This is a genomic window from Salinibacterium sp. CAN_S4, from assembly GCF_015752305.1.
GTDB lineage: Bacteria > Actinomycetota > Actinomycetes > Actinomycetales > Microbacteriaceae > Rhodoglobus.
Window position 1 is genome coordinate 907614 of record NZ_JADOVB010000001.1, and the last position, 24210, is coordinate 931823.

At 65.7% G+C, this 24210-nt stretch carries 20 protein-coding genes; 5 read left to right on the top strand and 15 right to left on the bottom strand.

What is annotated here, in order from left to right:
- Positions 1-203 precede the first annotated feature (203 nt).
- Positions 204-1844 carry an FAD-dependent oxidoreductase gene (locus tag IWX81_RS04535; protein WP_199280028.1) on the top strand — a complete coding sequence of 547 codons (1641 nt, stop codon included), beginning with the start codon at positions 204-206 and terminating at the stop codon, positions 1842-1844.
- Entirely contained in the window at positions 1841-2128 is a 288-nt protein-coding gene (locus tag IWX81_RS04540; protein ID WP_199280029.1) for a metal-sensitive transcriptional regulator, read from the top strand. The genes IWX81_RS04535 and IWX81_RS04540 overlap by 4 nt, the downstream gene beginning before the upstream one ends.
- 50 nt (positions 2129-2178) lie before the next feature.
- On the opposite strand, the gene IWX81_RS04545 is transcribed toward IWX81_RS04540, so the two are convergent.
- Positions 2179-4839, bottom strand: coding sequence for an Rne/Rng family ribonuclease (locus IWX81_RS04545; RefSeq protein WP_199280030.1), 2661 nt, complete (start codon positions 4837-4839; stop codon positions 2179-2181).
- Between the two features lie 428 nt (positions 4840-5267).
- Here IWX81_RS04545 and IWX81_RS04550 point away from each other — a divergent pair, with 428 nt between their 5' ends.
- The gene (locus IWX81_RS04550; protein ID WP_199280031.1) at positions 5268-5861 is read left to right on the top strand and encodes a vitamin K epoxide reductase family protein; all 594 of its coding nucleotides are present in this window, start codon (positions 5268-5270) and stop codon (positions 5859-5861) included.
- 100 nt (positions 5862-5961) lie between these two features.
- On the opposite strand, the gene ndk is transcribed toward IWX81_RS04550, so the two are convergent.
- From ndk to IWX81_RS04615, 13 genes are all read right to left on the bottom strand, one after another.
- Positions 5962-6375, bottom strand: a complete 414-nt coding sequence (gene ndk / locus IWX81_RS04555; RefSeq protein ID WP_199280032.1) for a nucleoside-diphosphate kinase — start codon at positions 6373-6375, stop codon at positions 5962-5964.
- A gap of 34 nt (positions 6376-6409) precedes the next feature.
- Positions 6410-6802: a DUF4233 domain-containing protein gene (locus IWX81_RS04560; RefSeq protein ID WP_199280033.1), complete on the bottom strand. Its 393-nt coding sequence runs from the start codon at positions 6800-6802 to the stop codon at positions 6410-6412.
- Positions 6799-8364, bottom strand: a complete 1566-nt coding sequence (locus tag IWX81_RS04565; protein WP_199280034.1) for a bifunctional folylpolyglutamate synthase/dihydrofolate synthase — start codon at positions 8362-8364, stop codon at positions 6799-6801. Before IWX81_RS04565 ends, IWX81_RS04560 begins: the two co-directional genes overlap by 4 nt.
- The gene (ileS, locus tag IWX81_RS04570; RefSeq protein ID WP_199280035.1) at positions 8357-11635 is read right to left on the bottom strand and encodes an isoleucine--tRNA ligase; all 3279 of its coding nucleotides are present in this window, start codon (positions 11633-11635) and stop codon (positions 8357-8359) included. Before ileS ends, IWX81_RS04565 begins: the two co-directional genes overlap by 8 nt.
- A gap of 236 nt (positions 11636-11871) precedes the next feature.
- Complete coding sequence (locus tag IWX81_RS04575; RefSeq protein WP_199280036.1) at positions 11872-12570, bottom strand: hypothetical protein; 699 nt, start codon at positions 12568-12570, stop codon at positions 11872-11874.
- The gene (locus IWX81_RS04580) at positions 12567-13634 is read right to left on the bottom strand and encodes a vWA domain-containing protein (protein ID WP_199280037.1); all 1068 of its coding nucleotides are present in this window, start codon (positions 13632-13634) and stop codon (positions 12567-12569) included. The genes IWX81_RS04575 and IWX81_RS04580 overlap by 4 nt, the downstream gene beginning before the upstream one ends.
- Positions 13631-14611 (bottom strand): vWA domain-containing protein, encoded by a 981-nt coding sequence (locus tag IWX81_RS04585; protein WP_199280038.1) that lies wholly within the window; start codon positions 14609-14611, stop codon positions 13631-13633. The genes IWX81_RS04580 and IWX81_RS04585 overlap by 4 nt, the downstream gene beginning before the upstream one ends.
- The gene (locus tag IWX81_RS04590) at positions 14602-15081 is read right to left on the bottom strand and encodes a hypothetical protein (protein ID WP_199280039.1); all 480 of its coding nucleotides are present in this window, start codon (positions 15079-15081) and stop codon (positions 14602-14604) included. The genes IWX81_RS04585 and IWX81_RS04590 overlap by 10 nt, the downstream gene beginning before the upstream one ends.
- Before the next feature lie 2 nt (positions 15082-15083).
- Positions 15084-15971, bottom strand: a complete 888-nt coding sequence (locus IWX81_RS04595; RefSeq protein WP_199280040.1) for a DUF58 domain-containing protein — start codon at positions 15969-15971, stop codon at positions 15084-15086.
- Positions 15972-16016: 45 nt separating this feature from the next.
- A complete protein-coding gene (locus IWX81_RS04600; RefSeq protein ID WP_334593047.1) occupies positions 16017-17018 on the bottom strand; it encodes an AAA family ATPase in 1002 nt (333 codons plus the stop codon).
- The gene (locus IWX81_RS04605; protein ID WP_199280041.1) at positions 17015-18808 is read right to left on the bottom strand and encodes a proline--tRNA ligase; all 1794 of its coding nucleotides are present in this window, start codon (positions 18806-18808) and stop codon (positions 17015-17017) included. The genes IWX81_RS04600 and IWX81_RS04605 overlap by 4 nt, the downstream gene beginning before the upstream one ends.
- A gap of 45 nt (positions 18809-18853) precedes the next feature.
- Entirely contained in the window at positions 18854-20002 is a 1149-nt protein-coding gene (gene ispG, locus IWX81_RS04610) for a flavodoxin-dependent (E)-4-hydroxy-3-methylbut-2-enyl-diphosphate synthase (protein WP_199280042.1), read from the bottom strand.
- Between the two features lie 68 nt (positions 20003-20070).
- On the bottom strand, positions 20071-21429 hold the full coding sequence (locus IWX81_RS04615; protein WP_199280043.1) for a M50 family metallopeptidase: 1359 nt from the start codon (positions 21427-21429) through the stop codon (positions 20071-20073).
- Between the two features lie 105 nt (positions 21430-21534).
- Between IWX81_RS04615 and IWX81_RS04620 the strand changes: the two genes are divergently transcribed.
- Together IWX81_RS04620 and IWX81_RS04625 are read left to right on the top strand one after the other, a co-directional pair.
- Positions 21535-22728: a serine/threonine-protein kinase gene (locus tag IWX81_RS04620; RefSeq protein ID WP_334593051.1), complete on the top strand. Its 1194-nt coding sequence runs from the start codon at positions 21535-21537 to the stop codon at positions 22726-22728.
- Entirely contained in the window at positions 22725-23126 is a 402-nt protein-coding gene (locus tag IWX81_RS04625; RefSeq protein WP_199280045.1) for a hypothetical protein, read from the top strand. Before IWX81_RS04620 ends, IWX81_RS04625 begins: the two co-directional genes overlap by 4 nt.
- Here the strand turns inward: IWX81_RS04625 and dxr are convergent.
- Positions 23123-24205: a 1-deoxy-D-xylulose-5-phosphate reductoisomerase gene (dxr, locus tag IWX81_RS04630; RefSeq protein ID WP_199280046.1), complete on the bottom strand. Its 1083-nt coding sequence runs from the start codon at positions 24203-24205 to the stop codon at positions 23123-23125. The two genes, IWX81_RS04625 and dxr, sit on opposite strands and share 4 nt — an antisense overlap.
- Between the last annotated feature and the right edge of the window lie 5 nt (positions 24206-24210).

Below are 24210 nucleotides of genomic sequence, written 5' to 3' on the forward strand. Positions count from 1 at the left end.
CGGATTCCTCGGCCTCATGGCCGCGGCATCGATCCGCGCTGGCAACTCCGCGCATGACCTGGTCGACGTGTTCACCGCATCCCGCCCAGGTCGTCTTTCCGCACTTCTTACACGTCACAGCTCGGCACATAGGGTCTCCTTCGGTTGGTTGCTGATCCGAATGCTATACCCCCCGGGGTATATACTCTTCGACGGAGGCATACATGAAAACACTCATCATCGGCGGGGTTGCCGGCGGCATGGCTGCGGCAACCCGACTTCGACGGCTGGATGAACTGGCCGAGATCGTCGTGTTCGAAGCCGGGCCGTATGTATCGTTCGCCAACTGCGGACTCCCCTACTTCGTCGGCGACGTGATCACCGACCGCGACGCCCTCATCTCCCACTCCCCTGAATCGTTCAGTAACCGGTTCCAGATCGACGTGAAGCTCCACCACGAGGTCACGGCCATCGATCCAGCCGCGAAGACGGTGACGGTGCACAACCACGAGGCTGGCACCGACAGCGTCGATAACTACGACACGCTGATCATCGCCGCTGGTGCGACAGCCAACCTCCCAGCAGCCCTCGAGTCGCCGCGAACCCACACCCTGCGAACGATCGACGACATGGACCGCATCCACGCCATCCTGGGCGACCCCGGCACAGAGTCGGTGGTGGTCGTGGGCGGCGGATTCATCGGGCTGGAGGCCGCAGAAAACATCCGGCATCGCGGATTCGCCACCACGATCATCCAGCGCGGCCCCCAACTGTTCCCGCTGCTCGACCCCGAGATGGTCGCACCCCTCGTCGCCGAACTGGCCGAGCACGGGGTCACGATCCGCACGGGCACGCAGGTGCGCGGGATCGACGGCGACACCGTGACCCTGAGCGATGGCAGCACGATCAGGGCCGACCTGATCATCGACTCCACTGGTGTCACACCCAGCGCGAGCATTGCGGCCGCCGCCGGCCTGCGCATCGGCGAGACCGGCGGCATCCGGGTCGACGCCCGGCACCGCACGAGCGATCCATTCGTCTACGCCGTCGGCGATGTCGCGGAGAAGACCGATCTCGTGTCCGACACTGCGACGCTGGTCGCCCTCGCGGGCCTCGCGAACCGCCACGGTCGCGCTGTCGGCGATGTGATCGCGGGCACGCCAGAAGACACCGTGCCGTCGCTCGGCACCTCCATCATCGGAGTGTTCGGCGTCACCGCGGCCTCGACGGGGTGGAACGAGTCCAGGTTGCGCGCCAGTGGTCGGGCGCACCGCATCATCCACGTGCATCCTGCCTCCCACGCCACCTACTATCCCGGCGCGTCTCCCCTGGCGATCAAGCTCCTGGTCGATCCAGCGACCGACCTTATTCTGGGCGCGCAGGTGGTCGGGCGTGAGGGTGTCGATAAGCGCATCGACGTGCTCGCCGTCGCCATGAGTGCCGGTATCGCGGCATCGCAGCTGAAGAACCTCGAACTGGCCTACGCGCCGCAGTATGCCTCGGCCAAAGATCCCATCAACATCGCCGGCTACGTGGCCGAGAACACCGCCTCCGGGCTCGTGCCGACGGTGCAGTGGCACGAGGTGGATGCCGTCGCCGACGCCGGGACCACCATCCTGGATGTACGCACCGCCGCCGAGTTCCAACGCGGGCAGATTCCTGGCGCGATCAACATCCCACTGGACGAGATCCGCGATCGAGTCTCAGAGATACCGGCGGGACCGGTGATCGTGCACTGCCAGGTCGGCCAGCGAGGCAACACGGCGACGCGCATCCTGACCCAGACCGGGCACACTGTCACCAACCTCGACGGCGGTTACCTCACCTGGTTGGCCGGAACGACGACGACAGGACGAATCCGATGACAGACTTTGCCCGCACCGATCCCTCGGCGGACCGTGCCGCCCAGCAGCGCAGGATCGTGAACCGGCTCCGGCGAGCACAGGGGCAACTCACCGCTGTCATCGCGGCCGTGGATCGTGGTGACGACTGTCGTGACGTCGTCACGCAACTCGCCGCCGTCTCCAAAGCCCTGGATCGCGCCGGCTATACCATCGTGTCGTCGGCCATGCGCAACTGCCTGTCAGATCCCGACAGCGAGTCCGTCACCCCCGATGAGCTGGAGAAGCTGTTTCTCACCCTCGCGTGAATTGCGGTCCGCCGGGCGCCTCTACAGCGCACCCGGCGAATCGCGACGTTCTACTCTGACGCGCTGCTCTCGGTCGTGATCACCGGCGACGAGACGCGCCGGGACACCCGTGAGCGACCCTGGCCCGCCTGCTTGGGCTCGGGCAGGGCATCCAGCACAGAATCGAGGATCTGTTCGGCGTCGTGCGTCGAGATCTTGCGCGGCGAGCGCGAGTTCTTCTTCACGGGGATGTCGAGGATCGCGACGGCTGCTTCAGCGGCCGCGACTGACGCCTCTTCCGCTTTCGACTGCTCTTCTGCCCTGGGCTGCTCGGGAGCGGCCTTCGCCTCGGAGGCGGCAGCCTGCTGCACGGGGATCTCGGTGGTGTGAGTGACGGTGCTCGCAGCGACCCGTGCGAGCGCGTTGCGGACATCCTCGGTGATGGCGTGCGTGCCAGCACTGCCCATGCCGTTCTTGACGGCGTTCGACGGAGCGGACTGCCCGTTGCCGTTGCTGTTTCCGTTGCCGCTGTTCGAGCCACCGCCGTTGTTCCCGCCGCCGTTACGGTTGCGACCACGACGGCTGTTGCCGTCGGCTGCGGGCTGTGCGGTCTGCTGCTGCTGGCGGTGCTTGGTGACGGGGTCGTGATGGACGACGACGCCGCGACCCGCGCAGACCTCACAGGCTTCGCTGAAGGTCTCCAGGAGTCCGAGACCGAGCTTCTTGCGGGTCATCTGCACGAGACCGAGGCTCGTGACTTCGGCGACCTGGTGCTTGGTGCGGTCGCGGCTCAGGCACTCCACGAGTCGACGCAGCACGAGGTCGCGGTTCGACTCGAGCACCATGTCGATGAAGTCGACCACGATGATTCCGCCGATGTCGCGCAGCCTGAGCTGGCGGACGATCTCCTCGGCAGCCTCGATGTTGTTCTTCGTGACTGTCTCTTCGAGGTTTCCCCCTGAGCCCACGAACTTGCCGGTGTTCACGTCCACGACCGTCATGGCCTCGGTGCGGTCGATGACGAGCGAGCCACCGGAGGGCAGCCAGACCTTGCGGTCGAGCGCCTTCTCGATCTGCTCGGTGATGCGGAACTTATCGAAGGAGTCGATGTTCGTGTCGTCGTAGCTCTCGACGCGCTCGGACAGGTCGGGGGCCACCGCGTTCAGGTAACCCTCGATCGTGCCCTTGGCATCGATGCCATCGACGACGAGCTTCTGGAAGTCTTCGTTGAAGACATCGCGGACGATTTTGATGAGCAGGTCCGGTTCGGAGTGCAGCAAGGCAGGAGCCTGCTGGGTCTCGACCAAGCGACTGATTTCGGCCCACTGGCTCGTCAGTCGCTGCACGTCGAGAGTGAGCTGCTCTTCGGTCGCACCTTCGGCCGCTGTGCGCACGATGACGCCGACATTCTCGGGAAGCACCTCTTTGAGGATCTTCTTGAGGCGCGCACGCTCGGTATCGGGGAGCTTGCGGCTGATGCCGCTCATTGAGCCGTTGGGCACATAGACGAGGTAACGGCCCGGCAGGCTCACCTGGCTGGTCAGTCGAGCGCCCTTGTGGCCTACGGGATCTTTGGTGACCTGCACGAGCACCCGGTCGCCCGGCTTGAGCGCGAGCTCGATGCGGCGGGCCTGGGTCTTTCCTTCGCCGGACTCGAGCGCTGCGGCATCCCAGTCGACCTCGCCGGAGTAGAGCACGGCGTTGCGGCCGCGACCGATGTCGACGAACGCCGCCTCCATGCTGGGCAGGACGTTCTGCACGCGACCGAGGTAGACGTTGCCGATGAGGCTGGCGTCGGCGGCCTTGGCCACGTAGTGCTCGACGAGCACGTTGTCTTCGAGCACGGCGATCTGGATGCGGTCGAACTTCGAACGGACCACCATGACGCGGTCGACACTCTCGCGACGGGCGAGGAACTCGCTCTCGGTGACGACGGGACGGCGTCGACCGGCATCACGGCCGTCACGACGGCGCTGCTTCTTGGCCTCGAGCCGTGTCGATCCCTTGATTCGGGTCGGCTCGTTGCTGACGACGGGCTCGGGGCGGGGCTGGCGCACGCGCACGACGGTGTTGGGCGCCTCGTCTCCGGGGCGGGCCTCCTCGCCGGGACGACGGCGCGAGCGCCGACGAACGGTTCCGGTCTCGTCGGGGGCGTCGTTGTTGTTCTGGTCACCGCGGGCGTTTCCACCATCGCGGTTCTGGTCACGCGGTTCACGCTCCGGTCGGGAATTGCTCTCGCGACCCGGGGCACGCTCCGGCATCGGGGGCAGATCCGGAGCCTGGAACAGCAATGACGTGCTGGGGCGTGCCCTGGTCTTCTTCACCGCAACAGGAGCTTCGGTGGTCTCGGCCTCGACGACCTCGACGGGAGCCTGGGCCGGGCGTCGCTGCTGGGTGCGTCGTGCTGGCGGCTGCTCCGACGGAGCCTCGTCGCTGATGCGCTTCTCGGCAACTGGTTTTTCGGCGACTGGCTTTTCGGTGACTGGCTTTTCAGTGACTGGCGTTTCGGTGACGGGCTTCTCGACAACGGGCTTTTCTGCCTGTGTCGTTCGCTCCGCCCCCAGGGACTGCACTGCTTCGGTCCCAACCCTGGTCGGTTCAGACTGGGCGGCCGCCGGAGCTTCTGCCGGTGTCGAAGCTGCAGCCGCGGCATCCCGAGCTGCCTTCCGGCCACCGAAAAGGCGGCTTCTCTTCTTCGGGCCGTCTGCGTTGTTGTCGTGTGTATTCACCATTACTGGCGTACTCCTATCCCGGGTGGGCGACCGCGCCGCTCACCGGGTACTCTCTCGTGCGCTATCTCCCACTCGTGCGGGAGACTGCTGCCAATTCTTCAGGTCATGCCGCGGGCCTGCCCCCTGGAGGGCTACTCACGCTGCATCAATGCTTGTGTCACTAAGGCTTGTGTTACTGCGACTGTTGCCACTGTGAACCTTGCCACTGCGACGTTCGTCAGGATCGAAACTGTTGTCACTACTGAACGGAACTTGCTATCCGCCTCGGGCGGTTCTGCGCATCCATAGCGCCGAACTGCATTCCTGGCCCGGTTTCATGCCCGGTAAATCTGTATTTGGTGTCACGTCGAGCGCGGCTCGAGCAACTGCAGTCGATTATCGCATGCATTCGCAGCAAGAGGCTATTTGGCGCGTGCGATAATCCGAACATGACTCAGGCACTGGCCACCCGCCGCCCGTTACCCCTCGCGATAGTTCTCATCGTCACGGGAGTGATCGGCTGGTACGCAGCATTCAGGTTGGTGCTCGACAAACTCGAGGTACTCGTGAACCCGCAGGCCGATCTCGACTGCAACCTGAGCGTGATCGTGCAGTGCGGCAAGAACCTCGGTTCATGGCAGGGCGCCATCCTCGGGTTCCCGAACCCGATTCTCGGCGTCGCAGGATTTGTCGCCCCGATGGCCGTCGGTGTGGCCCTTCTGGCCGGAGCAGGCTTCGCCCGCTGGTTCTGGATCAGCTTCAACGTCGGGGTGCTCGCCGCCTTCGCCTTCTGCCTGTGGCTGGCTTTCCAGAGCATCTTCGCGTTGAGCACGCTGTGCCCGTGGTGCATGGTCGTCTGGTCGGCGACGATCCCCATGTTCTGGACGCTGACGTTCTTCAATGCCCGTGCGGGCATATTCGGTGAGCGGATGACGCGGGTCGGCTCAGCCCTGTTCAACTGGGTGCCGGCGATCACCGTAGGCACCTATCTGGTCATCGCCATCGTCGCGCAGGCGCGACTGGATGTGCTCTCCACGCTGTAGAGGTACCACGGTCCGCCACGCCGAGTGTTCCGGTTGCGTGGAGTGTGGCGCGCCTGCACCAGCAGAAGCGGAACACTCGGCGGGAGTTCAGCGGCGGGGGTTAGAACCAGAGCGCGAGTTCGCGGGCCGCCGACTCCGGGGAGTCGCTGCCGTGCACGAGGTTCTGCTGGACCTTGAGTCCCCAGTCGCGACCGAGGTCGCCCCGAATGGTGCCCGCGGCCGCGGTCGTCGGGTCTGTCGTGCCGGCGAGCGCGCGGAATCCCTCGATCGAACGATTGCCGGCGATGCGCAGCGCCACAACCGGCCCGCTCATCATGAATTCCACGAGCGGCTCGTAGAACGGCTTGCCCTGGTGCTCCTCGTAGTGCGCCGCGAGCAGGTCGAGATCGGCTTCGACGAGCTTGACGTCGACGAGCTGGTATCCCTTGGCCTCGATGCGGCGCAGGATCTCGCCGGTGAGGTTGCGGGCAACGCCGTCGGGCTTGACGAGGACGAGAGTTTCTTCAACGGACATGGGGTCTCCCTGGTTGGTTGGTGTGGTTGGTCATTCAGGTCGTGGTCGGGTCGGTGAACGAGGCCCGCTGGCGGTCGATCTGGCGCCCCTTGACGAAGCAGTAGACCCAGATGGCGATAAAGGCCGTGGCCACGAAGTACATCGGAGTCAGCAGTGCGCCAGTTGCAAAGAGCACAGCCTGCAGCGCCCAGCCGACCCACAGTCCCCACGGTCGACGCAGCAGGCGACCCGTGACGATGAGAGCGAGGATCAGCAGGCCGCCGCCGATGAACGCCGTTCCCGCGGGCAGGGCCCTCAGCCCGAACACCGTCAGGGTGACGAAGAACATCAGCACTGCCTCGAGCACGAGCACGATGCTCAGCAGGGACTCTGTGGTCGAGCGCACCCGCCTGACGCGCGGCGGAGTGGGCTCGTCAGCCGTGGTCATTGCTTCCACTTCTCGGCTGCGGCCAGGTCGATCGCCTCACCGACGAGAGTGACGGAGCCGGTGACGACGACCGCGCGGCGGGGGGCTTCCGCGGCCCACTCACGGGCATCCTGCATCGCGTGCTCGAAGGTATCGAACCGGAAGGTCGCGTCGTCGTGGGTGGCTTCGAGCACCAGTTCGGCGAGATCGTCGTAGGCAACCGCGCGCTCCGACTGGGACTGGGTCACATGGAAGCGAGCGGTGACGGGAGCGAGCGCGGCGATGATGCCGCGCGCGTCCTTGTCCTGCAGCACGCCGAGCACCACCACCACCTCGTCGAAGGTGAAGTAGGTTTTGAGGGCGGCTGCGAGAGCGGCAGCGCCGTGCGGGTTGTGCGCGGCATCCACGATGACCGTCGGCTCGTTGCCGATGATCTGCAGTCGACCCGGGGATGTCGCGGTCGCGAGCCCCTCTGCCAGCACATCACCCACGAGAGCCTGGCTGCCAGCGCCGAGGAATGACTCGACGGCGGCGATCGCCAGCGCGGCATTGTGACCCTGGTGGTCGCCGAACATCGGCAGGAACAGGTCGCTGTAGGTGCCGGCGAGGCCACGGACGGAGATCACCTGCCCGCCCACGGCAACACTCGACCCCAGCAACTCGAACCCGGTGCCTTCGACGGCGAAGGTCGATTCGGTGAGCTCGACGGCACGCTCGAGCTCGGCCAGCGCGTCATCGGTCTGAACGGCGGACACGACATTCGCGAGTGGCTTGATGATGCCGGATTTGGTGCGCGCGATCTCAGCGACCGTCGACCCGAGTCGCTGGGTGTGGTCGAGGGCGATCGGAGTGAACACCGCCACCTGGCCGTCGCCGACGTTCGTGGAATCCCACTCCCCGCCCATGCCGACCTCGATCACGGCGACATCGATGGGGGCGTCGGCGAAGCTCGCGAAAGCAAGCACCGTCAGGGCCTCGAAGAACGTGAGTGGCTCCTCGGAGCCCGCGATCAGTTCGGCATCGACCATGTCGAGGAACGGGCGGATGTCGGCCCAGTTCGCTGCCAGGGCCCGGTTCGAGATCGGCTGCCCATCGATCACTATGCGTTCGTTGACGCGACGCAGGTGCGGGCTCGTCATCAGGCCCGTGCGCAGGCCGTATGCCCGCAGGATGCTCTCCGTGATGCGACTCGTCGAGGTCTTTCCGTTGGTGCCGGTGACGTGCACGATCGGGAAGGTGCGCTGGGGGTCGCCCAGCAGCTCGACGGCGCGACGCGTGGCCTCGAGCCGCGGCTGCGGCGCCGCTTCACCGATGCGGGCCAGCAATTCTTCGTAGACCCGATCGGCGTCATCCTGGTACTCGGTGTCTTCGAGCTCGAAATCGGAGTCGTCGTCGAGGTTCGTGCCCTCGTCGCCCTCGGCGAACGGGCTGAGGTCGGCGAGCGGGTTCGCGTTGTCGTCGCCGAGGTCTGTCTCGTCGAACTCGTCGTCGCGCTCAGAACTCGTGTCGAATCCGTCATGGTCGTCCCGACCGGATCCACCATTATCGGATCCGCCGTTGTCAGATCCGCGGTTGTCAGACATTCACTGCTCCAGATTTCCAGACGTCGATGACCAGCACGCCCTCGTTCGCATACTGCCCGGCCTTAAGCGTCGCACGTTGTGAGCCGGCCACGGAGTCCGCGGCAGAGATTTCGGGCTCGGGCGAGACCGAGAGATCCACCTTCAGGGCGAGAGTCTCAGCGGCGATGGTGTCACCGAACTGCTCGATCGCGGCGATATCGGCTGCAGCCGAACCGACGATCGACAGGGTGATCCGGTCGCTCACGTCGAGCCCCGCCGCCTTCCTGGTGTCCTGGATGGCCCGGATGAGGTCGCGCGCGAGACCTTCGGCCTCGAGCTCCGGAGTCGACTGTGTGTCGAGGATGATGAACCCACCGTCCGCAAGGAACGCGATTGCGCTTGACTCATCGAGCGCCTCGGGCTGCAGCTCGAACTCGCCAGGGAGCAGTTCGACCGCTCCGGCGGTCACGCCACCGTCTGCCGTTTCCGACCAGTCCCCCGCTTTCGCGGCCTGGATGACCTGCTGAACCTGCTTGCCGAGCCGGGGACCGAGCGTTCGAGCGTTCACCGTGAGCTTGCGGCTGATGCCGAACGACTCGAGGGAACCGGCGGCCAGCGGCTCGAACGCGACAGCCTTGAGGTTTAACTCTTCAGCCAGGATGGACTGCACCCCGTCGAACCACTCGCTGCGCGTCGTGACGATCGTTAGCTTCGCGAGCGGCAGCCGCACCCGAAGCGAACGGTTCTTGCGCAGGGCAAGCCCGGCGGACGCGATCTCGCGCACGTAGTCCATCTCGGCGACGAGCTCGTGATCGGCGGGAAACGACGAGGCTTCGGGCCAGTCGGTGAGGTGCACGCTGCGCCCGCCGGTCAGCCCGCGCCACGCCTCCTCGGCGACGAGCGGGATGAGCGGTGCAGCCACTCTGGTGACGGTCTCGAGCACGGTGAACAGGGTGTCGAACGCATCGTGGTCGCCCTGCCAGAACCGGTCGCGGCTGCGCCTGACGTACCAGTTCGTCAGCACGTCGGCGAAGTCACGAAGCCTGGCGGCGGCAATGGGGCTGTCGAGCGCCTCGAGGTCGGTCGTGACATCCCGTACCAGCTCACCCGTCTTCGCGAGGATGTAGCGGTCGAGCAGGTTCGTCGAATCCGTGCGCCATCGGGCCTCGTAGTCGCTCGCATTGGCGTAGAGCGCGAAGAAGTAATACGTGCTCCACAGCGGGAGCATGAGTTCCCGGACTCCGGCGCGGATGCCCTCCTCGGTGACGACGAGGTTTCCCCCACGGATGACCGACGACGACATGAGGAACCACCGCATGGCGTCGGCTCCATCGCGGTCGAAGACTTCGTTGACGTCGGGGTAATTGCGCAGGCTCTTCGACATCTTCTGGCCGTCGCTGCCGAGCACGATGCCGTGGCTGATGACGTTCTTGAACGCCGGCCGATCGAAGAGTGCCGTCGAGAGCACGTGCAGCATGTAGAACCAGCCGCGGGTCTGCCCGATGTATTCGACGATGAAGTCTGCGGGGTTGTGGGCCTCGAAGAATTCCTGGTTCTCGAACGGGTAGTGCACCTGCGCGAACGGCATGGAGCCCGAGTCGAACCAGACGTCGAGCACATCCTCGATGCGGCGCATGGTCGACTGGCCTGTCGGGTCGTCAGGGTTCGGCCTCGTCAGCTCGTCGATGTACGGGCGGTGCAGGTCGGTCGGTCGCACGCCGAAGTCGGCCTCGAGCTCGTCGAGCGAGCCGTAGACGTCGGTGCGCGGGTACTCGGGGTTGTCGCTCTTCCATACCGGGATCGGGCTGCCCCAGTAGCGGTTGCGGCTGATGGACCAGTCACGGGCGTTGGCCACCCATTTGCCGAACTGGCCGTCCTTGACGTTGTCGGGAACCCAGTTGATCTGCTGGTTGAGCTCACCCATGCGGCCGCGGAACTCCGGCACCTTCACGAACCAGCTCGAAACAGCCTTGTAGATCAGCGGGTTGCGGCAGCGCCAGCAGTGCGGGTAGCTGTGCTCGTAGCTCGCGACACGGAAGAGGCGGCCGTCGTCGCGCAGCTTACGGATGAGCGGCTTATTCGCCTCGAAGACCTGCAGGCCAGCGACATCCTCGATGATGGGCAGGAACTTTCCGCCGTCGTCGACGGACAGGATCACGGGGATTCCCGCGGCGGCACAGACCAGCTGGTCGTCTTCACCGTAGGCGGGCGCCTGGTGCACAATGCCGGTGCCCTCGCCGGTGGCCACGTACTCCGCGACCAGGATCTGCCAGGCGTTGCCCGTGCCCCACTCCGCTTCATCCGCGTAGTAGTCCCAGAGCCGGGCGTAGCGCACTCCGTCGAGCTCGCGGCCCTTGAGCGTGCGGGTGATGGCGGATGCCGCGGCTTCGGCTGACTCGTATCCGAGCTCTTTCGCGTACGCGCCGATCGTGTCCGTCGCCAGGAGGTAATCCGCGACGCCCTCGGCCGCGCCGTCTCCGCCGCCCTGCGGACCGCTCGGGACGACCGAATAGTCGATGTCCGGACCGACGGCGAGCGCCATGTTCGTCGGAAGCGTCCACGGCGTCGTCGTCCACGCAAGCGCCCGCACGGCCGTCAGCCCGAGGCTCTCGGCTGTGACACCGTCGAGCGCGAACGTCACGGTGACCGACTGGTCCTGGCGCATCTTGTAGACGTCGTCGTCCATGCGCAGTTCGTGGTTCGACAGCGGGGTCTCGTCGTGCCAGCAGTATGGCAACACCCTGAAGCCCTCGTACGCGAGGTCCTTGGTGTACAGCTGCTTGAACGCCCAGATGACCGACTCCATGAAGTTCACGTCGAGCGTCTTGTAGTCGTTCTCGAAGTCGACCCAGCGGGCCTGGCGGGTGACGTACTCCTCCCACTCCTTCGTGTACGCGAGCACCGATTCCCGCGCCTTCGCGTTAAAGACCGCGATGCCCATCTCCTCGATCTGCGCCTTCTCGGTGATGCCCAGCTGGCGCATGGCCTCGAGTTCTGCCGGCAGCCCGTGGGTGTCCCAGCCGAAGCGACGGTGCACCTGCTTGCCGCGCATGGTCTGGAAGCGGGGGAACAGGTCCTTCGCGTATCCCGTGAGGAGGTGACCGTAGTGCGGAAGACCGTTGGCGAACGGGGGGCCGTCGTAGAAGACCCACTCCGGTGCGCCCTCGCGCTGGTCGATCGACGCCTGGAACGTGGCATCCTGTTTCCAGAATTCGAGCACACGCTGTTCGATCTGCGGGAAGCGCGGTGAGGGCGCTACGGGCTCGTCGGGGGTGTGGCGGGGGTACGACATGTGCGGCTCCGGTGTTGGGTCACGAGGGTGTGTCAACACGAGGACGACGGTGCTCCTGCAAGCCCTGCCGCGGTACCACCCCGCTTGTGCACCCTTCGATGCACCACTCAAACTGCCGGTTCGGTTCTAATGGGGCTCGCGCCTGTTCTTCCGAAGACTCCCCGGTGATGGCCGGATCAGCGTCGTTATGACCCCAGTCTAGCGCGAGCGACCAGTGCCTTCCCGGCGGATGAGCGTCACCACGGCTTCTCGACGGAGAACCCTCCCCAGTTGCCGCGATCCTCAGCCTGCTCGTCGGCTTTCTCCTGGTCGGCCTGCCCCTGCTGGTCCTGCAGGTCCTGGAGTTGCTGGTCCTGGCTGTTCGGCTCACCGTCACCCTCGTCGGGCTGCTGGGCATCCCGGAGGTTCTCGGCGTCCTCGATTTTCTGCTGCACTCGCTCTGTCGAGTCGTTCAGTTGCTGCTGCTTCTCCGGCGGGTCGCACTCCGGCCCCGCGGCATCCAGCACCGCCTGCGATGCATCGTAGAGCAACACGGCGCCCTGGAAGAAGCCGTTGGCCATGTAGATGTCGCCGAACCGCTCCCAGGTGAGGGCGAGGTTGAGCCGCACGTCGCACTTGCGATCCTCGGGCGCGAGCTCGAGTGCTTTCTCGAAGTCGTCGGTCGCCGGGCCGTAGTACTGGTCAGCGGCGAACGCGTCTCCGCGGTTGAAGTAGGGCAGGTAGGGCTCGACCACGTTGAGCTCGAGCAGTGATTCCGAGATCTCCTGGCTCGAGGTGAACCGACCGTTGTCGTAGGCGTCAATCGCCAGTTGCGCGGTCGGCGCGAGGCTCAGCAGCTTGACGGCAGCGACGAGCACGACGAGCACGACGGGCAGCGAGATCCAGAACATCAGGATGCGGCGGCGGCGCAGTCGTTCGACCGTGAGCGTGCTCATCGCGTCCTCCTGGCGGGTCGTAACTCGGCAATGGCTCCGGCGATGCCGGCGATCTGGAGCAGGGCAAGCAGTCCGAAGGGAATCGCGAAGATCCAGTACAGCTCGGTGACGGTTCCGGGCTCCCCCTCGTCAGCGAAGAGGTCGCCGACCTCGATTCCCGTCGTCGCGAGGGCGGTGGATGTCGCGGCCGAGCGTTTCTCGTAGACGATCCCGAGCTCACCCGCGATCAGGCCGAGCGCAGTCTCGTCGATCACGGAGACCGCCTCGACCGGCGTTCCGCCCGAATAGTCCTGGATGTACGTCGGCGGTAGCGCCTCCGTAGGAACCGGCGCCTGCTCTTCGCCGAAGTAGCGCTCGTCGACTCCGTTGAACTCCTGCATCCTCCCGCCATCAGCCGTGCCGTAGCCGAGCACCGCGCCGCCCTGCAGGTACGGCGCGAGCTGGTCGAAGGGTCGTGGCTCAGCGCTCGAGGTCTGCTCGCCGTCACCGAAGTAGAACAGCACGCGCCGCTGCTCGGGGTTCTGCGTCGCGGCATCCAGCAGGATGCCCGACATAAGGTCGAGCGGCTCGTCGATGCTGCTCCCCCTCGAGTACGCGGAGACCTCCTGCCGAAGCACCGAGGCGGCCGACAGGACCGCTGAGCTGTCGCTCGTGAGCGGCACACGCTGCACCGCCACCGCATCGAAGGTCACGAGGGAGAATTGTGCGCCGTTCAGCTCGCTCACGATCAAGGCGATATCGCTCTTCACGCCGTCGAGTCTGGTCGCCGCGGCAGTGTTCCCGGATCCCTCGCCGTCCCAGTCCTCGGCCGCCATGCTCGTGGTGGTGTCGACGACGAGATACACCTCCAGCCCACCGGAGGCGCTGGGCCCCTGGCCGTCGCCGAGGATCGTGGGGCGAACGGCGATCACGAGCAGCAGGGCGACCATGAGCAGTCTCGATGACCAGAGGATCACGAGTCGACGGCGAGCGCGATTCACGACGAGCTGCCACACCATCAGGGCAGCGAGGGCGAGACCGACGAGAAGGAGCAGCCAGATCGGTGCCACGGGATTCAGCGTCATCGCTTCACCCTCCAGCCGAAGAACGAGAGCCCGAGCACCCCGGCGAACGACAGCCAGATCCACGGCTCCGGTCGCTCGGTCACCTGCACCTGGGGTCGGCCGGGAAGGATGGATGCCTGCTCCGACGTGATCCGCTCGACCACGGCCGGAATCACTGAGGGATCATCGAGCGCGAAATACGCACCTCCCGTGGTGAGCACCGAAGTCTCGAACTCGGTCGCGAGGTCGGCGAGATAGTCCCTCGCCGTCGCGTCGCCGGGGTTGATCCCGTAGACCCGTACTCCGCGATCGGCGGCGAGCTGCGCTGCCTCGGCGAGGGTGAAGATCTGCTCCCCCGCCACGAAGTTGTCGGTCACCATGATCACCGATCGCGACCTGTCTGTGGTCCCTTCGTCGAACCTGACGACACAGGATGCCAGCCCATCGCCCACGAGCGACGATCCGTTGCCGATGAGCGTGCCGCCGTAATAGGGCGCAGAAGGGTCATCGAACTCCCCGGAAAGTCGTTCGAGCTGGCTGGAGATGTAGTCGTAGTCCGCCGTCAGCGGGAAGTAGGTGACCGCCGAGGCATTGAAGACCACGAGGCTGATGCGTTCTCCGGTGAACTCGGTGGCCAGTTCCTGGAACACGTCGAGCACGACGGCGTCGTAGTCGATCATCGAGCCTGAGACATCCAGGCACAGCACGATATCCCGGTTGTTCAGGTCGGGGGTGACAAGCGAGACCGTCGCCGGCCGGGCTGTGAGAACCGCTCCGCCCGCGATGAGTGCGACGAGGCACAGCACGAATCCGGCAACCAGCATCCGGTACCTGCCCATGGCCCGCCGATACGCCGGCAGGGCGGTGAGCCGCTCCCGGTGGGCGACAGGAATCCCGCCGCTCGCGCGATGACGACGGCGATACCACAGCACGGCTCCGATGACGACGGCGGCCGCGGCGATCCAGACCAGCGGGGCCCACCAGACGATCAGTGCCATGTCGACACCAGCCTCTTGGCTTCGTCGACGGCCCGGTCGACGCTCACGCCGGCGCGCACGCCGAAGGCGCCGGGGTACAGCTTCTCGACGGCCTGCGCGAGCGGCGTGAAGCGCGTGCCGCGGAGGTCTTTCAGGGTCATCTGCATGGTCTGCTGGCCCTCACGCTCGGCCACATACGATCGCAGGATCTGGCTCAACCTGTGGTGAGCCTCCCGCGAATCCACCCGCCCGCTGGCGTGTTCGCGGCGTGTCAGGTCGATGAGCTCGAGGTACTCGGTGCGCACGGTCTCCGCCGTGCGCAGGGGTCCGGAGACATAGTCCGCGCTCTCCGGGGCGGGAACGCGACTCGCCCTCGTCGAGACGAACAGGAACACGTACCACCCGGCCACCAGCACCAGCAGCACGAAGCCGATGATGCCCCACCACGGCAGGTACTGCACCGGTGGGAAGAATTCGCTATCGCCTGGCACGGCTACCTCCTCGCATGCTTGTGCGCCTCGAGGAGCCTGAACAATCCGGGAACGACAGCGGCGCCGGAGGTGACGCGCCGGCTGCTGACCGTCACGCTTTCGAAGAACTCCTCGGTCGACGTGGCCGACGTCAGCACCGTGGAGGCATACTCCGCGCGCAGGTGGGGGTCGTCTCGCACAAACTCCGGCAGTGCGGCCGAGTCTGCGACGTCGTACATGGCACGCCCCGCCCAGTCCTCGCGCATCAGGTCGGCATCGCCGATCATGAGCCAGAGGATCTCGTGCTGCACCGAGAGCCTGCGCACGAGGCGCTGCTCGACGGGGCTGAGCTGCCGGTCATCCGCGATCACCATCACGATCATCCTGCGTCGAAATGTGCGCGCGATGTACTCGAGCTGGCGGGAGAGGTCGCTCGGCCCGCTCGACAGGCTCGTCGAGGAATGGATGCGCTGCAGCATCCTCTCGAGGTGCGATTCCGTGAGTTCGGGCGGCATGACGTGAGTCGCTTCCGCCGTGCCCGTGACGAGTCCGACCTGGTCGCCATGCCGGATGGCGATGTAGCCCGCAGTTCCTGCCGCGAGGATCGCGAGATCCCGCTTCGACTCTCCGCTCTCGGCGAGAGCCGCCATGTCCCGACCGGTGTCGACGACGAGCATGAGGGTGTGCTTGCGCGAGGCGATGTAGCGCTTGATCAGGGGCGAGCCGTGCCTGGCCGTGGCCTTCCAGTCGATGTCCTTGAACTCGTCCCCCGGCACATAGGGCCGCAGGTCGTCGAAGTCCATGCTCCGCCCATGGAACACCGAGCGGTATTCCCCCTCGATCAACCCGCGGACCCTGCGGTGCGCATGGATCGACAGCTTCGTCTTGACGCGGCGCAGCAGGCTATCCATGGGCCCGTCCACCCGTCATCGACTCAGTCCCCCGGTGAGCAACGGTCAGGGGGCCTTCACTGATTCGAAGATGGCGTCGATGACGGTTTCCGGCGAGATGTTGTCGGCGATGGCCTCGAAGTTCAGGATGATGCGGTGCCTCAGCACGACGTGCCTGAGCTCTTTGACGTCCTCAGGGATCACGTGGTCGCGGCCCTCCAGCAGCGCGAGCGCCCTGGCGGCCCTGCTGAACGCGATGCTCGCCCTGGGACTCGCGCCGTATTCGATGCCGTCGGCCAGCTCCTGCGAGATGTAGGTCGACGCATGGCGGGTCACGTACACCGCAGACACTATGTAGTTCGTGATCGATGCGTCGACGAAGACCTTCTTGACGGCATCCTGCAGGAAGAGCACGTCCTCGATGGATACCGTCGGCGACTCGGGTGCGTCGCTGTCGTAGACGCCCGAGTCGATTCTCCGGATGATCTCGATTTCCTCAGCGAATTCGGGGTAGTCGAGCACCTCCTTGAGCAGGAACCGGTCCAGCTGCGCCTCCGGCAGGTGGTACGTGCCCTCCTGTTCGATGGGGTTCTGCGTCGCGAGCACGAGGAACGGCGTCGGCAGCGGATACACGGTGCCGCCGATGCTCGTCTGGCGTTCCTGCATCGCCTCGAGCATCGCGCTCTGTGTCTTCGCGCTGGAGCGGTTGATCTCGTCGAGCAGCACGAAGTTCGCGTGCACGGGGCCGAGCTGGGTCTCGAAGCTCTGGCGGTTGTAGTCGAAGATCTGCGTTCCGATGATGTCGCTCGGCAGCAGGTCGGGCGTGCATTGGATGCGCTTGAACGAACCGTTGACCGCATCGGCGATCGCCTGCGCCGCCGTCGTCTTGGCGAGCCCCGGCACACTCTCGAGCAGCACATGGCCGCCCGTCAGAAGCCCGATCAGCAGGCTCCGCTTGAGACTCGCCTGGCCGACCACTTTGGAGCCGAAGGCATCACCGATCGTCGCAAGGATGGACGTGGCCCGAGCGAGGTCCGCGGCGGGCAGTGTGCCGGTCTCATCGATCACGATTGGGCCACGAGGGCCGCGCCCAGCTCGATGATCGCGATGCTCGAACGCTCCCCCGTGCGGCGGTTCCACAGCTCGACAGTGCCGTCAGCGGCATCCCGGCCGACGATGACGATCAAAGGCACTCCAAGAAGCTCGGCGTCGCCGAACTTGACCCCGGGTGAGACCTTGGGCCTGTCGTCGAACAGCACATCGAAACCGCTGGCTTCGAGCGAATCGACGATGGTCTCACCGATCGCCATGACGCTGGCATCCTTGCCGGCGACCGCGACGTGGACGTCGAAGGGCGACACGTTCTTCGGCCAGATGAGTCCCTTGCCGTCGTTGTTGCTCTCGGCGATGACGGCGAGGATGCGCGTGACACCGATGCCGTATGAGCCCATCGTGACCGTGACGAGCTTTCCGTTCTCGTCCAGCACCTTGAGGCCGAGGGCATCGGCGTACTTGCGACCGAGCTGGAAGACGTGACCGATTTCCATGCCGCGGGCGAGTTCTACCCGGCCCGATCCGTCGGGAGCGGGATCGCCGGCGACCACGGAGCCGACTTCGACGATGCCGTCGCCCTGGAAGTCGCGCCCGGCGACGAGGCCGAACACGTGCTGTCCGTGCACGTTGGCTCCGGTGATCCAGCCGGTTCCCTCAGACACTCGCGGGTCGAGCAGGAAGCGGATGCCGGTGGTCGACCGCGCGGGGTCGCCCTCGGGCGCGGCTCCCAGCACGGCACCGGCGGGTGACCATGGGCCGATGTAGCCCTTGACGAGCCCGGGGTGCTTCGTGAAATCACCCTCGTTCGCGGCCTCAACCTCCGCAGGTGCGAAGGCCACCTCTGCGCGCTTGAGGTCGACATCGCGGTCGCCGGGGATTCCGACGATGACGAGTTCGCGGGTTCCGTCGAGGGCCGTGAGGGCAAGCACGATGTTCTTGAGCGTGTCAGCGGCAGTCCACGCGCGGCCGTCGGGCCGGGGATGCTTCTCGTTCGCGACATCCACGAGGGTCGCGATCGTCGGGGTGTCCGGGGTGTCGAGCACTTCGGCGGGGGTGAGCCCGTCGAACGAGCGGGGTTCCGGCGCGGCCGTGGTGAACGCTTCGACGTTGGCGGCGTATCCGCCCGCGGAGCGCACGAAAGTGTCTTCACCCACGGGGGTGGGGTGCAGAAACTCTTCGCTCCTCGATCCACCCATGGCGCCGGCATCCGCCTTCACGATCACGTAGTCGAGGCCGAGCCTCGTGAAGATGCGCTCGTAGGCGTCGCGATGCTGCTGGTATGAGGCATCGAGGCCGGCATCCGTGTAGTCGAAGGAGTAGCTGTCTTTCATGGTGAACTCGCGACCGCGCAGCAGTCCCGCGCGGGGGCGAGCCTCATCGCGGTACTTGTCCTGGATCTGGTACAGCGACAGCGGCAGGTCTTTGTAGCTCGAATAGAGGTCTTTCACGAGCAGCGTGAAGACCTCCTCATGTGTCGGGGCAAGCAGGTAGTCCGCGCCCTTGCGGTCCTTCAGGCGGAAGATGCCGTCACCGTATTCGGTCCAGCGGTTGGTCACCTCGTAGGGTTCCCGCGGCAACAGGCCGGGGAACAGCACTTCCTGCGCGCCGAACGCTTCGAGCTCCTCGCGGATGATCGTCTCGATCCTGCGACGGACCTTCAGCCCCAGCGGCAGCCACGCGAACACTCCGGGAGCCTGGCGCCGGATGTAGCCGGCGCGCACCAGCAGGCGATGGCTGGCGACCTCCGCATCGACGGGATCTTCGCGGAGGGTGCGGACAAAGAGCTGCGAGAGGCGAGTAGACACCAGCCCATGTTACCGGCGGCGGCTGAGGCCGCCCTTCGGTGCCGACTAGCTCGTGAGCACCTGCGGCGAGCCGACCGCGCCGGCCGGCATTTCGGCTGCCAGGCGGTTGGCTTCCTCGATGAGAGTGGCGACGATGTCGGCCTCAGGCACGGTCTTGATGACCTCACCCTTGACGAAGATCTGGCCTCGGCCGTTTCCGCTGGCGACTCCGAGGTCGGCTTCGCGAGCCTCGCCCGGTCCGTTCACGACGCACCCCATCACGGCGACACGCAGCGGAACCGTCATCTTCTCGAGACCGGCTGTCACGTCGTTGGCCAGTTGGTACACGTCGACCTGTGCGCGCCCGCAGCTCGGGCACGAGACGATCTCGAGTTTTCGCTCACGCAGGTTGAGCGACTGCAGGATCTGGAGTCCGACCTTGACCTCCTGGGCCGGCGGAGCCGAAAGCGAAACACGGATCGTGTCTCCGATCCCCTCTGACAGCAGGATGCCGAACGCCGTCGCGCTCTTGATGGTGCCCTGGAACTCGGGACCGGCTTCGGTGACACCGAGGTGCAGCGGCCAGTCGCCCCGCTCAGCCAGCTGGCGGTACGCCTTCACCATGACGATGGGGTCATTGTGCTTGACGGAGATCTTGAAGTCGTGGAAGTCGTGCTCCTCGAAGAGCGCGGCCTCCCACACGGCACTCTCGACGAGAGCCTCGGCCGTCGCCTTGCCGTACTTCTGCAGGATGCTCGGCTCGAGTGAACCTGCGTTGACACCGATCCGGATGCTGACGCCCGCCGCCTTGGCCGCGGCTGCGATTTTGCCCACCTGGTCATCGAATTTGCGGATGTTTCCGGGGTTCACGCGCACCGCACCGACGCCGGCGTCGATCGCGGTGAAGACGTAGCGGGGCTGGAAGTGGATGTCGGCGATCACTGGCAACTGGCTCTTGCCCGCGATGATGTGCAGCACGTCAGCGTCATCCTGATGGGGAACTGCGACGCGCACGATGTCACAGCCTGTCGCCGTGAGTTCGGCGATCTGCTGGAGGGTTGCGTTGATGTTCGTCGTCTGGGTGGTCGTCATGGACTGGACGCTCACCTGCGACTCGCTGCCGACGCCGACCTTGCCGACCTTGATCTGGCGGGTCTTGCGGCGCGGGGCGAGTATTTCGGGAACCTTGGGAATACCGAGATTGATGGCTGGCACATCGTCCAGCTTACGCGGGCATGGCGTCAGCGCGCGCGAGGTGCGCTGGTGGCGAAATGACCTGCGGGTCAGAGGATCGAGATCGGCTTCACGATGTCGGCGTAGATGAGGATGGCGCTCATCACGATCAGCAGGGACGCCACGACGAAGGTCAGCGGAATGATCTTCGCCGTGTCGACCGGACCGGGATCCTTGCGGCCGAAGAGCTTCGCGAAGAATCGTCGGATGCCCTCGAACAGTGCGCCCGCGACGTGGCCGCCATCGAGCGGCATCAGCGGCACGAGGTTGAAGACCATGAGTGCAACGTTGAGGGAGGCGACGAGGCCGACGAGAGCCGATGCCCGCTCCACGATCGGAATGGTGTTGAGGCTCGTGATCTCTCCGGCCAGCCGACCGACGCCGACGACGCTGATGGGACCGTTCGGGTCTCGTTCGTTCGGGCCGAACGCCGCGTTGACGACGTCGATCATGCGCTGCGGAAGATTCAGGATGAGGTGGGTCACCCTCGAGATATTGTCGCCGACCGCGGGCAGCACCGCGGTGATGGGCTGTTGCACGACCTCACTGGCCGGACCGATGCCGAGGAATCCGACATCCTCCGTGATCGAAGCACCGCTGGCATCCTTCCGGATCGTGCCCTGTGCGTCGTAGACATAGCGTTCGGTCAGCAGCGGCGATGCCGTCAGCGTGAGGGGCGAGCCGTCACGGTTCACGACGATCGACAGGTCGTCCGACGCAGACTCGCGGATGATGGAGGTCGCCTGGGCCCAGCTCGTGATCGCTGTGCCGTTCATGCTGACGATCTGGTCGCCGGGCTTCAGCCCGGCTGCAAGCCCAGGGGCGGGGTTGGAGGTCGGTCCGCACTCCTGCTGCTGGCTCGACGCCGGGAGCACGCACTCCGACACGCTGCCGACGGTCGTGCTGGGCTGGGCCAGTCCGAATCCGCAGAGCAGCACGGCGTAGAGCACCACGGCGATGACGAGGTTCATGAACGGTCCACCGAGCATGATGATGACCCGCTTGTAGACGGGAAGACGATAGAAGGCGCGTCGCTCGTCGATCACGGTTTCTTCGCCGGTGGCCTCGTCGATGGCCACCATGGTGTCGGCACTGGAGGTGCGGGCATCCTGGACCAGGCTCTGCATGATGCCGGTCGTCGCCGTTCGCGACCTCGCTCCCTCTTTGGCGGGAGGGAACATCCCTGCCATCGAGATATATCCGCCGAGCGGAATGGCTTTGAGCCCGTATTGGGTCTCGCCGCGCTTTCGGGAGAAGAGCGTGGGTCCGAACCCGATCATGTACTGGCTGACCCGAACGCCGAAGAGTTTGGCGGGCACGAGGTGGCCGATCTCGTGGAGACCGATCGACAGGGCGAGCCCGACAACGATGATCACGATGCCGAGAAGGTAGAGCAGGACGGTTTCCACTGGCTCATGCTAGCGGCGCGATCTCGGGATCTCGCTGTGCGCGCGCTGGGAGGTCACAGCGTTCGAACCATAACGCGACGCCTGCGCCTTGGTACTGTGTATCAGGTGGACACCCGGGGCGACGACGCGACAGCCGAATACGCGACGAGCGACGACTTCCCCGCGGGTGGACTCGTCGCAGGGCGTTATCGGCTTCGTGACCTGCTCGGCAGCGGCGGCATGGCGACCGTCTATCGCGCCGACGACGAATCCCTCGGGCGCACCGTCGCGGTCAAGATGTTCCACGCGGGGCTGGCCCATGCTCAGGATGCCCGTCGCCAGCGCGAAGAGACGAGCCTGCTCGCGAGCCTCAACCATCCGGGCCTCGTCACGCTGTTCGACGCGGCGACAGACGGCGACGTCGCGTTCCTCGTCATGGAATTCGTCGATGGCGACGACCTCAAACACCGGATGCAGGCCGGGCCTCTCGACTCGAGATCCACAGCATTGATCGGTGCGGATGTCGCCAGGGCGCTGGCCTACATCCACGGCAAAGGTGTTGTGCACAGGGACGTGAAGCCCGCAAACATCCTGCTCACGCGCGACGTGGATGCGTCGAACCCCACGTATGCGAAGCTCGCGGATTTCGGGATAGCCCGGCTGATCGACTCGACCCACCTCACGGCAACGGGTTCCCTCATCGGCACGGCGAGTTTTCTCAGCCCCGAGCAGGCGGAAGGCGGAGAGATCGGAGGGGCCAGCGATGTCTACTCGCTCGCGCTGACCCTCCTCGAGAGCCTGACGGGCGATCGGGCGTTTCCGGGCACCGCGGTCGAATCCACGTTTGCCCGACTCCATCGTGACCCCGACGTCCCGGTTCGCCTGGGATCTGCCTGGGTCGAGTTGCTGGAGTCGGCAACGGCCAGGGAACCATCGGCGCGGCCCAGTGCGATCGAATTCGCCCGGAAACTCGAGGAGCTCGCGACAGCCGACGCCACGCTCGTGCTGCCGCTGAATCCGGCCGCACCGTCCGGCGACGGCGAGCAGACCACACCGATGACGATGGCACCCACCGAGACCCTGCCGATGTCGCAGTCCTCAGCTCCGCAGGAGCGCGCTGGCAGCATCCCCATCCGAGTTCGCATCATCGGCGCTGCCGTGGCGGCGGTCGTCGTGGTGTCGACCGGTATCGGCCTCTGGGTGTCGCGACCCGGCCAGCCGGCGGACGCGGGATCGACAAGCACCCCCGTCGTCTACCCGGCCGTCGAGGGTGACCTCGGACTCCATCTCGAACAACTGCAGGAGAGTGTGGCACCGTGATGCGTCGGATGACCGCGATCGTGCTCGGAACGTGCATCCTGCTGTCGGGCTGCGCGCCCTCCGCCGAGGACAGGTACGCCACCGAGATCGCCGGCTCTTTCCAGTCGAGCGTGATGGCGGTGACGGAAGCCTCGGCCGCCGGTGATCCCCAGTCGGCCCTGGCCCGTCTCGATGAGTTGCAGGATTCGCTGCTCACCGCCTTCGATGCCGGTTCCGTGCCGCAATCCCGATTCGACGACATGACCGCAGCCATCGCTCTCGTCAGAGCAGATCTCGAACTGGCCGTGATCCAGTCGGCGGAGGTCGTTACCGATGACGACGACGATGACGACGCTCCGGACAAGCCCGGAAATTCAGATAAGCCCGACAAGCCGGAGAAGCCCGACAAAGACGACTAGCCTCGCGCGGCGAGAAGTCCGTCGGCGTGTTCTCGAGCCCAGCGTTCGGCTTCCAGGACCGCATCCAGGTCGATTTCGCGCGGTTCGTGGGCGTCGACGACGGCCGCCACGACATCCAGGATGTCCAGGTACCCGATCCGACCCGCGTGGAAGGCCAGCACGGCCTGCTCATTCGCGGCATTGAACACCGCGGGAAAGGTCGAGCCGGCTTTGCCGACCTGCTTCGCGAGCGCGACGGCCGGGAACACCTCGGTGTCCAGGGGCTCGAACGTCCACTGACTTGCCGTGGTCCAGTCCAGCGGTGCCCCGACCCCTGGCACGCGATTCGGCCAGTCGAGACCGAGGGAGATGGGAAGGCGCATATCGGGAGGGCTTGCCTGCGCGATAGTGGAACCATCCACGAACTCCACCATCGAATGCACGATCGACTGGGGATGCACTGTCACGTCGATGCTGTCGTACGGCACATCGAACAGAATGTGGGCCTCGATCACCTCGAGTCCCTTGTTCACGAGGGTGGACGAGTTGGTCGTGACGACGAGCCCCATGTCCCAGGTCGGATGCGCCAGAGCTTCGCTCGGCGTCACATTCCGCAGTGACTCGCGGGTGCGCCCACGGAACGGACCACCAGAAGCCGTCAGTACGAGCCTCCGCACCTCGGCACGGCTGCCCGAGCGCAACGCTTGGGCGATCGCGGAGTGTTCGGAGTCGACCGGCACGATCTGTCCGGGTCCCGCTGCCGCGGTCACGAGGTCGCCTCCGACGATCAGGCTCTCTTTATTGGCCAGGGCAAGGGTCGCTCCGGACTTCAGCGCCGCGAGGGTCGGACCGAGTCCCACAGAGCCGGTGATCCCGTTGAGGACCACATCTGCCGCAACATCCCTGACCAGTTCACAGGCCTCGGCCGCACCCAGCGCCGTGTGTTCGACGCCGAACGTGTGCGCCTGCGCCATCATCTCGACACGATTGCTGCCGGCCGCAAGCCCCACCACCTCGAAGAGATGGGGGTTGGCGGCGATCACGTCGAGCGCCTGGGTTCCGATGGAGCCCGTCGAGCCGAGGATGATGACGCGGCGCATTGGAC

Coding starts and splice junctions, on each gene's coding strand:
- IWX81_RS04560 (WP_199280033.1), bottom strand. CDS start 6,802: ATGACCACGGCTGACGAGCCCACTCCGCCGCGCGTCAGGCGGGTGCGC.
- ndk (WP_199280032.1), bottom strand. CDS start 6,375: ATGTCCGTTGAAGAAACTCTCGTCCTCGTCAAGCCCGACGGCGTTGCC.
- IWX81_RS04545 (WP_199280030.1), bottom strand. CDS start 4,839: ATGGTGAATACACACGACAACAACGCAGACGGCCCGAAGAAGAGAAGC.
- IWX81_RS04580 (WP_199280037.1), bottom strand. CDS start 13,634: ATGACGCTGAATCCCGTGGCACCGATCTGGCTGCTCCTTCTCGTCGGT.
- IWX81_RS04535 (WP_199280028.1), top strand. CDS start 204: ATGAAAACACTCATCATCGGCGGGGTTGCCGGCGGCATGGCTGCGGCA.
- IWX81_RS04575 (WP_199280036.1), bottom strand. CDS start 12,570: ATGAGCACGCTCACGGTCGAACGACTGCGCCGCCGCCGCATCCTGATG.
- IWX81_RS04585 (WP_199280038.1), bottom strand. CDS start 14,611: ATGGCACTGATCGTCTGGTGGGCCCCGCTGGTCTGGATCGCCGCGGCC.
- IWX81_RS04595 (WP_199280040.1), bottom strand. CDS start 15,971: ATGGATAGCCTGCTGCGCCGCGTCAAGACGAAGCTGTCGATCCATGCG.
- IWX81_RS04540 (WP_199280029.1), top strand. CDS start 1,841: ATGACAGACTTTGCCCGCACCGATCCCTCGGCGGACCGTGCCGCCCAG.
- IWX81_RS04550 (WP_199280031.1), top strand. CDS start 5,268: ATGACTCAGGCACTGGCCACCCGCCGCCCGTTACCCCTCGCGATAGTT.
- IWX81_RS04565 (WP_199280034.1), bottom strand. CDS start 8,364: ATGTCTGACAACCGCGGATCTGACAACGGCGGATCCGATAATGGTGGA.
- ileS (WP_199280035.1), bottom strand. CDS start 11,635: ATGTCGTACCCCCGCCACACCCCCGACGAGCCCGTAGCGCCCTCACCG.
- dxr (WP_199280046.1), bottom strand. CDS start 24,205: ATGCGCCGCGTCATCATCCTCGGCTCGACGGGCTCCATCGGAACCCAG.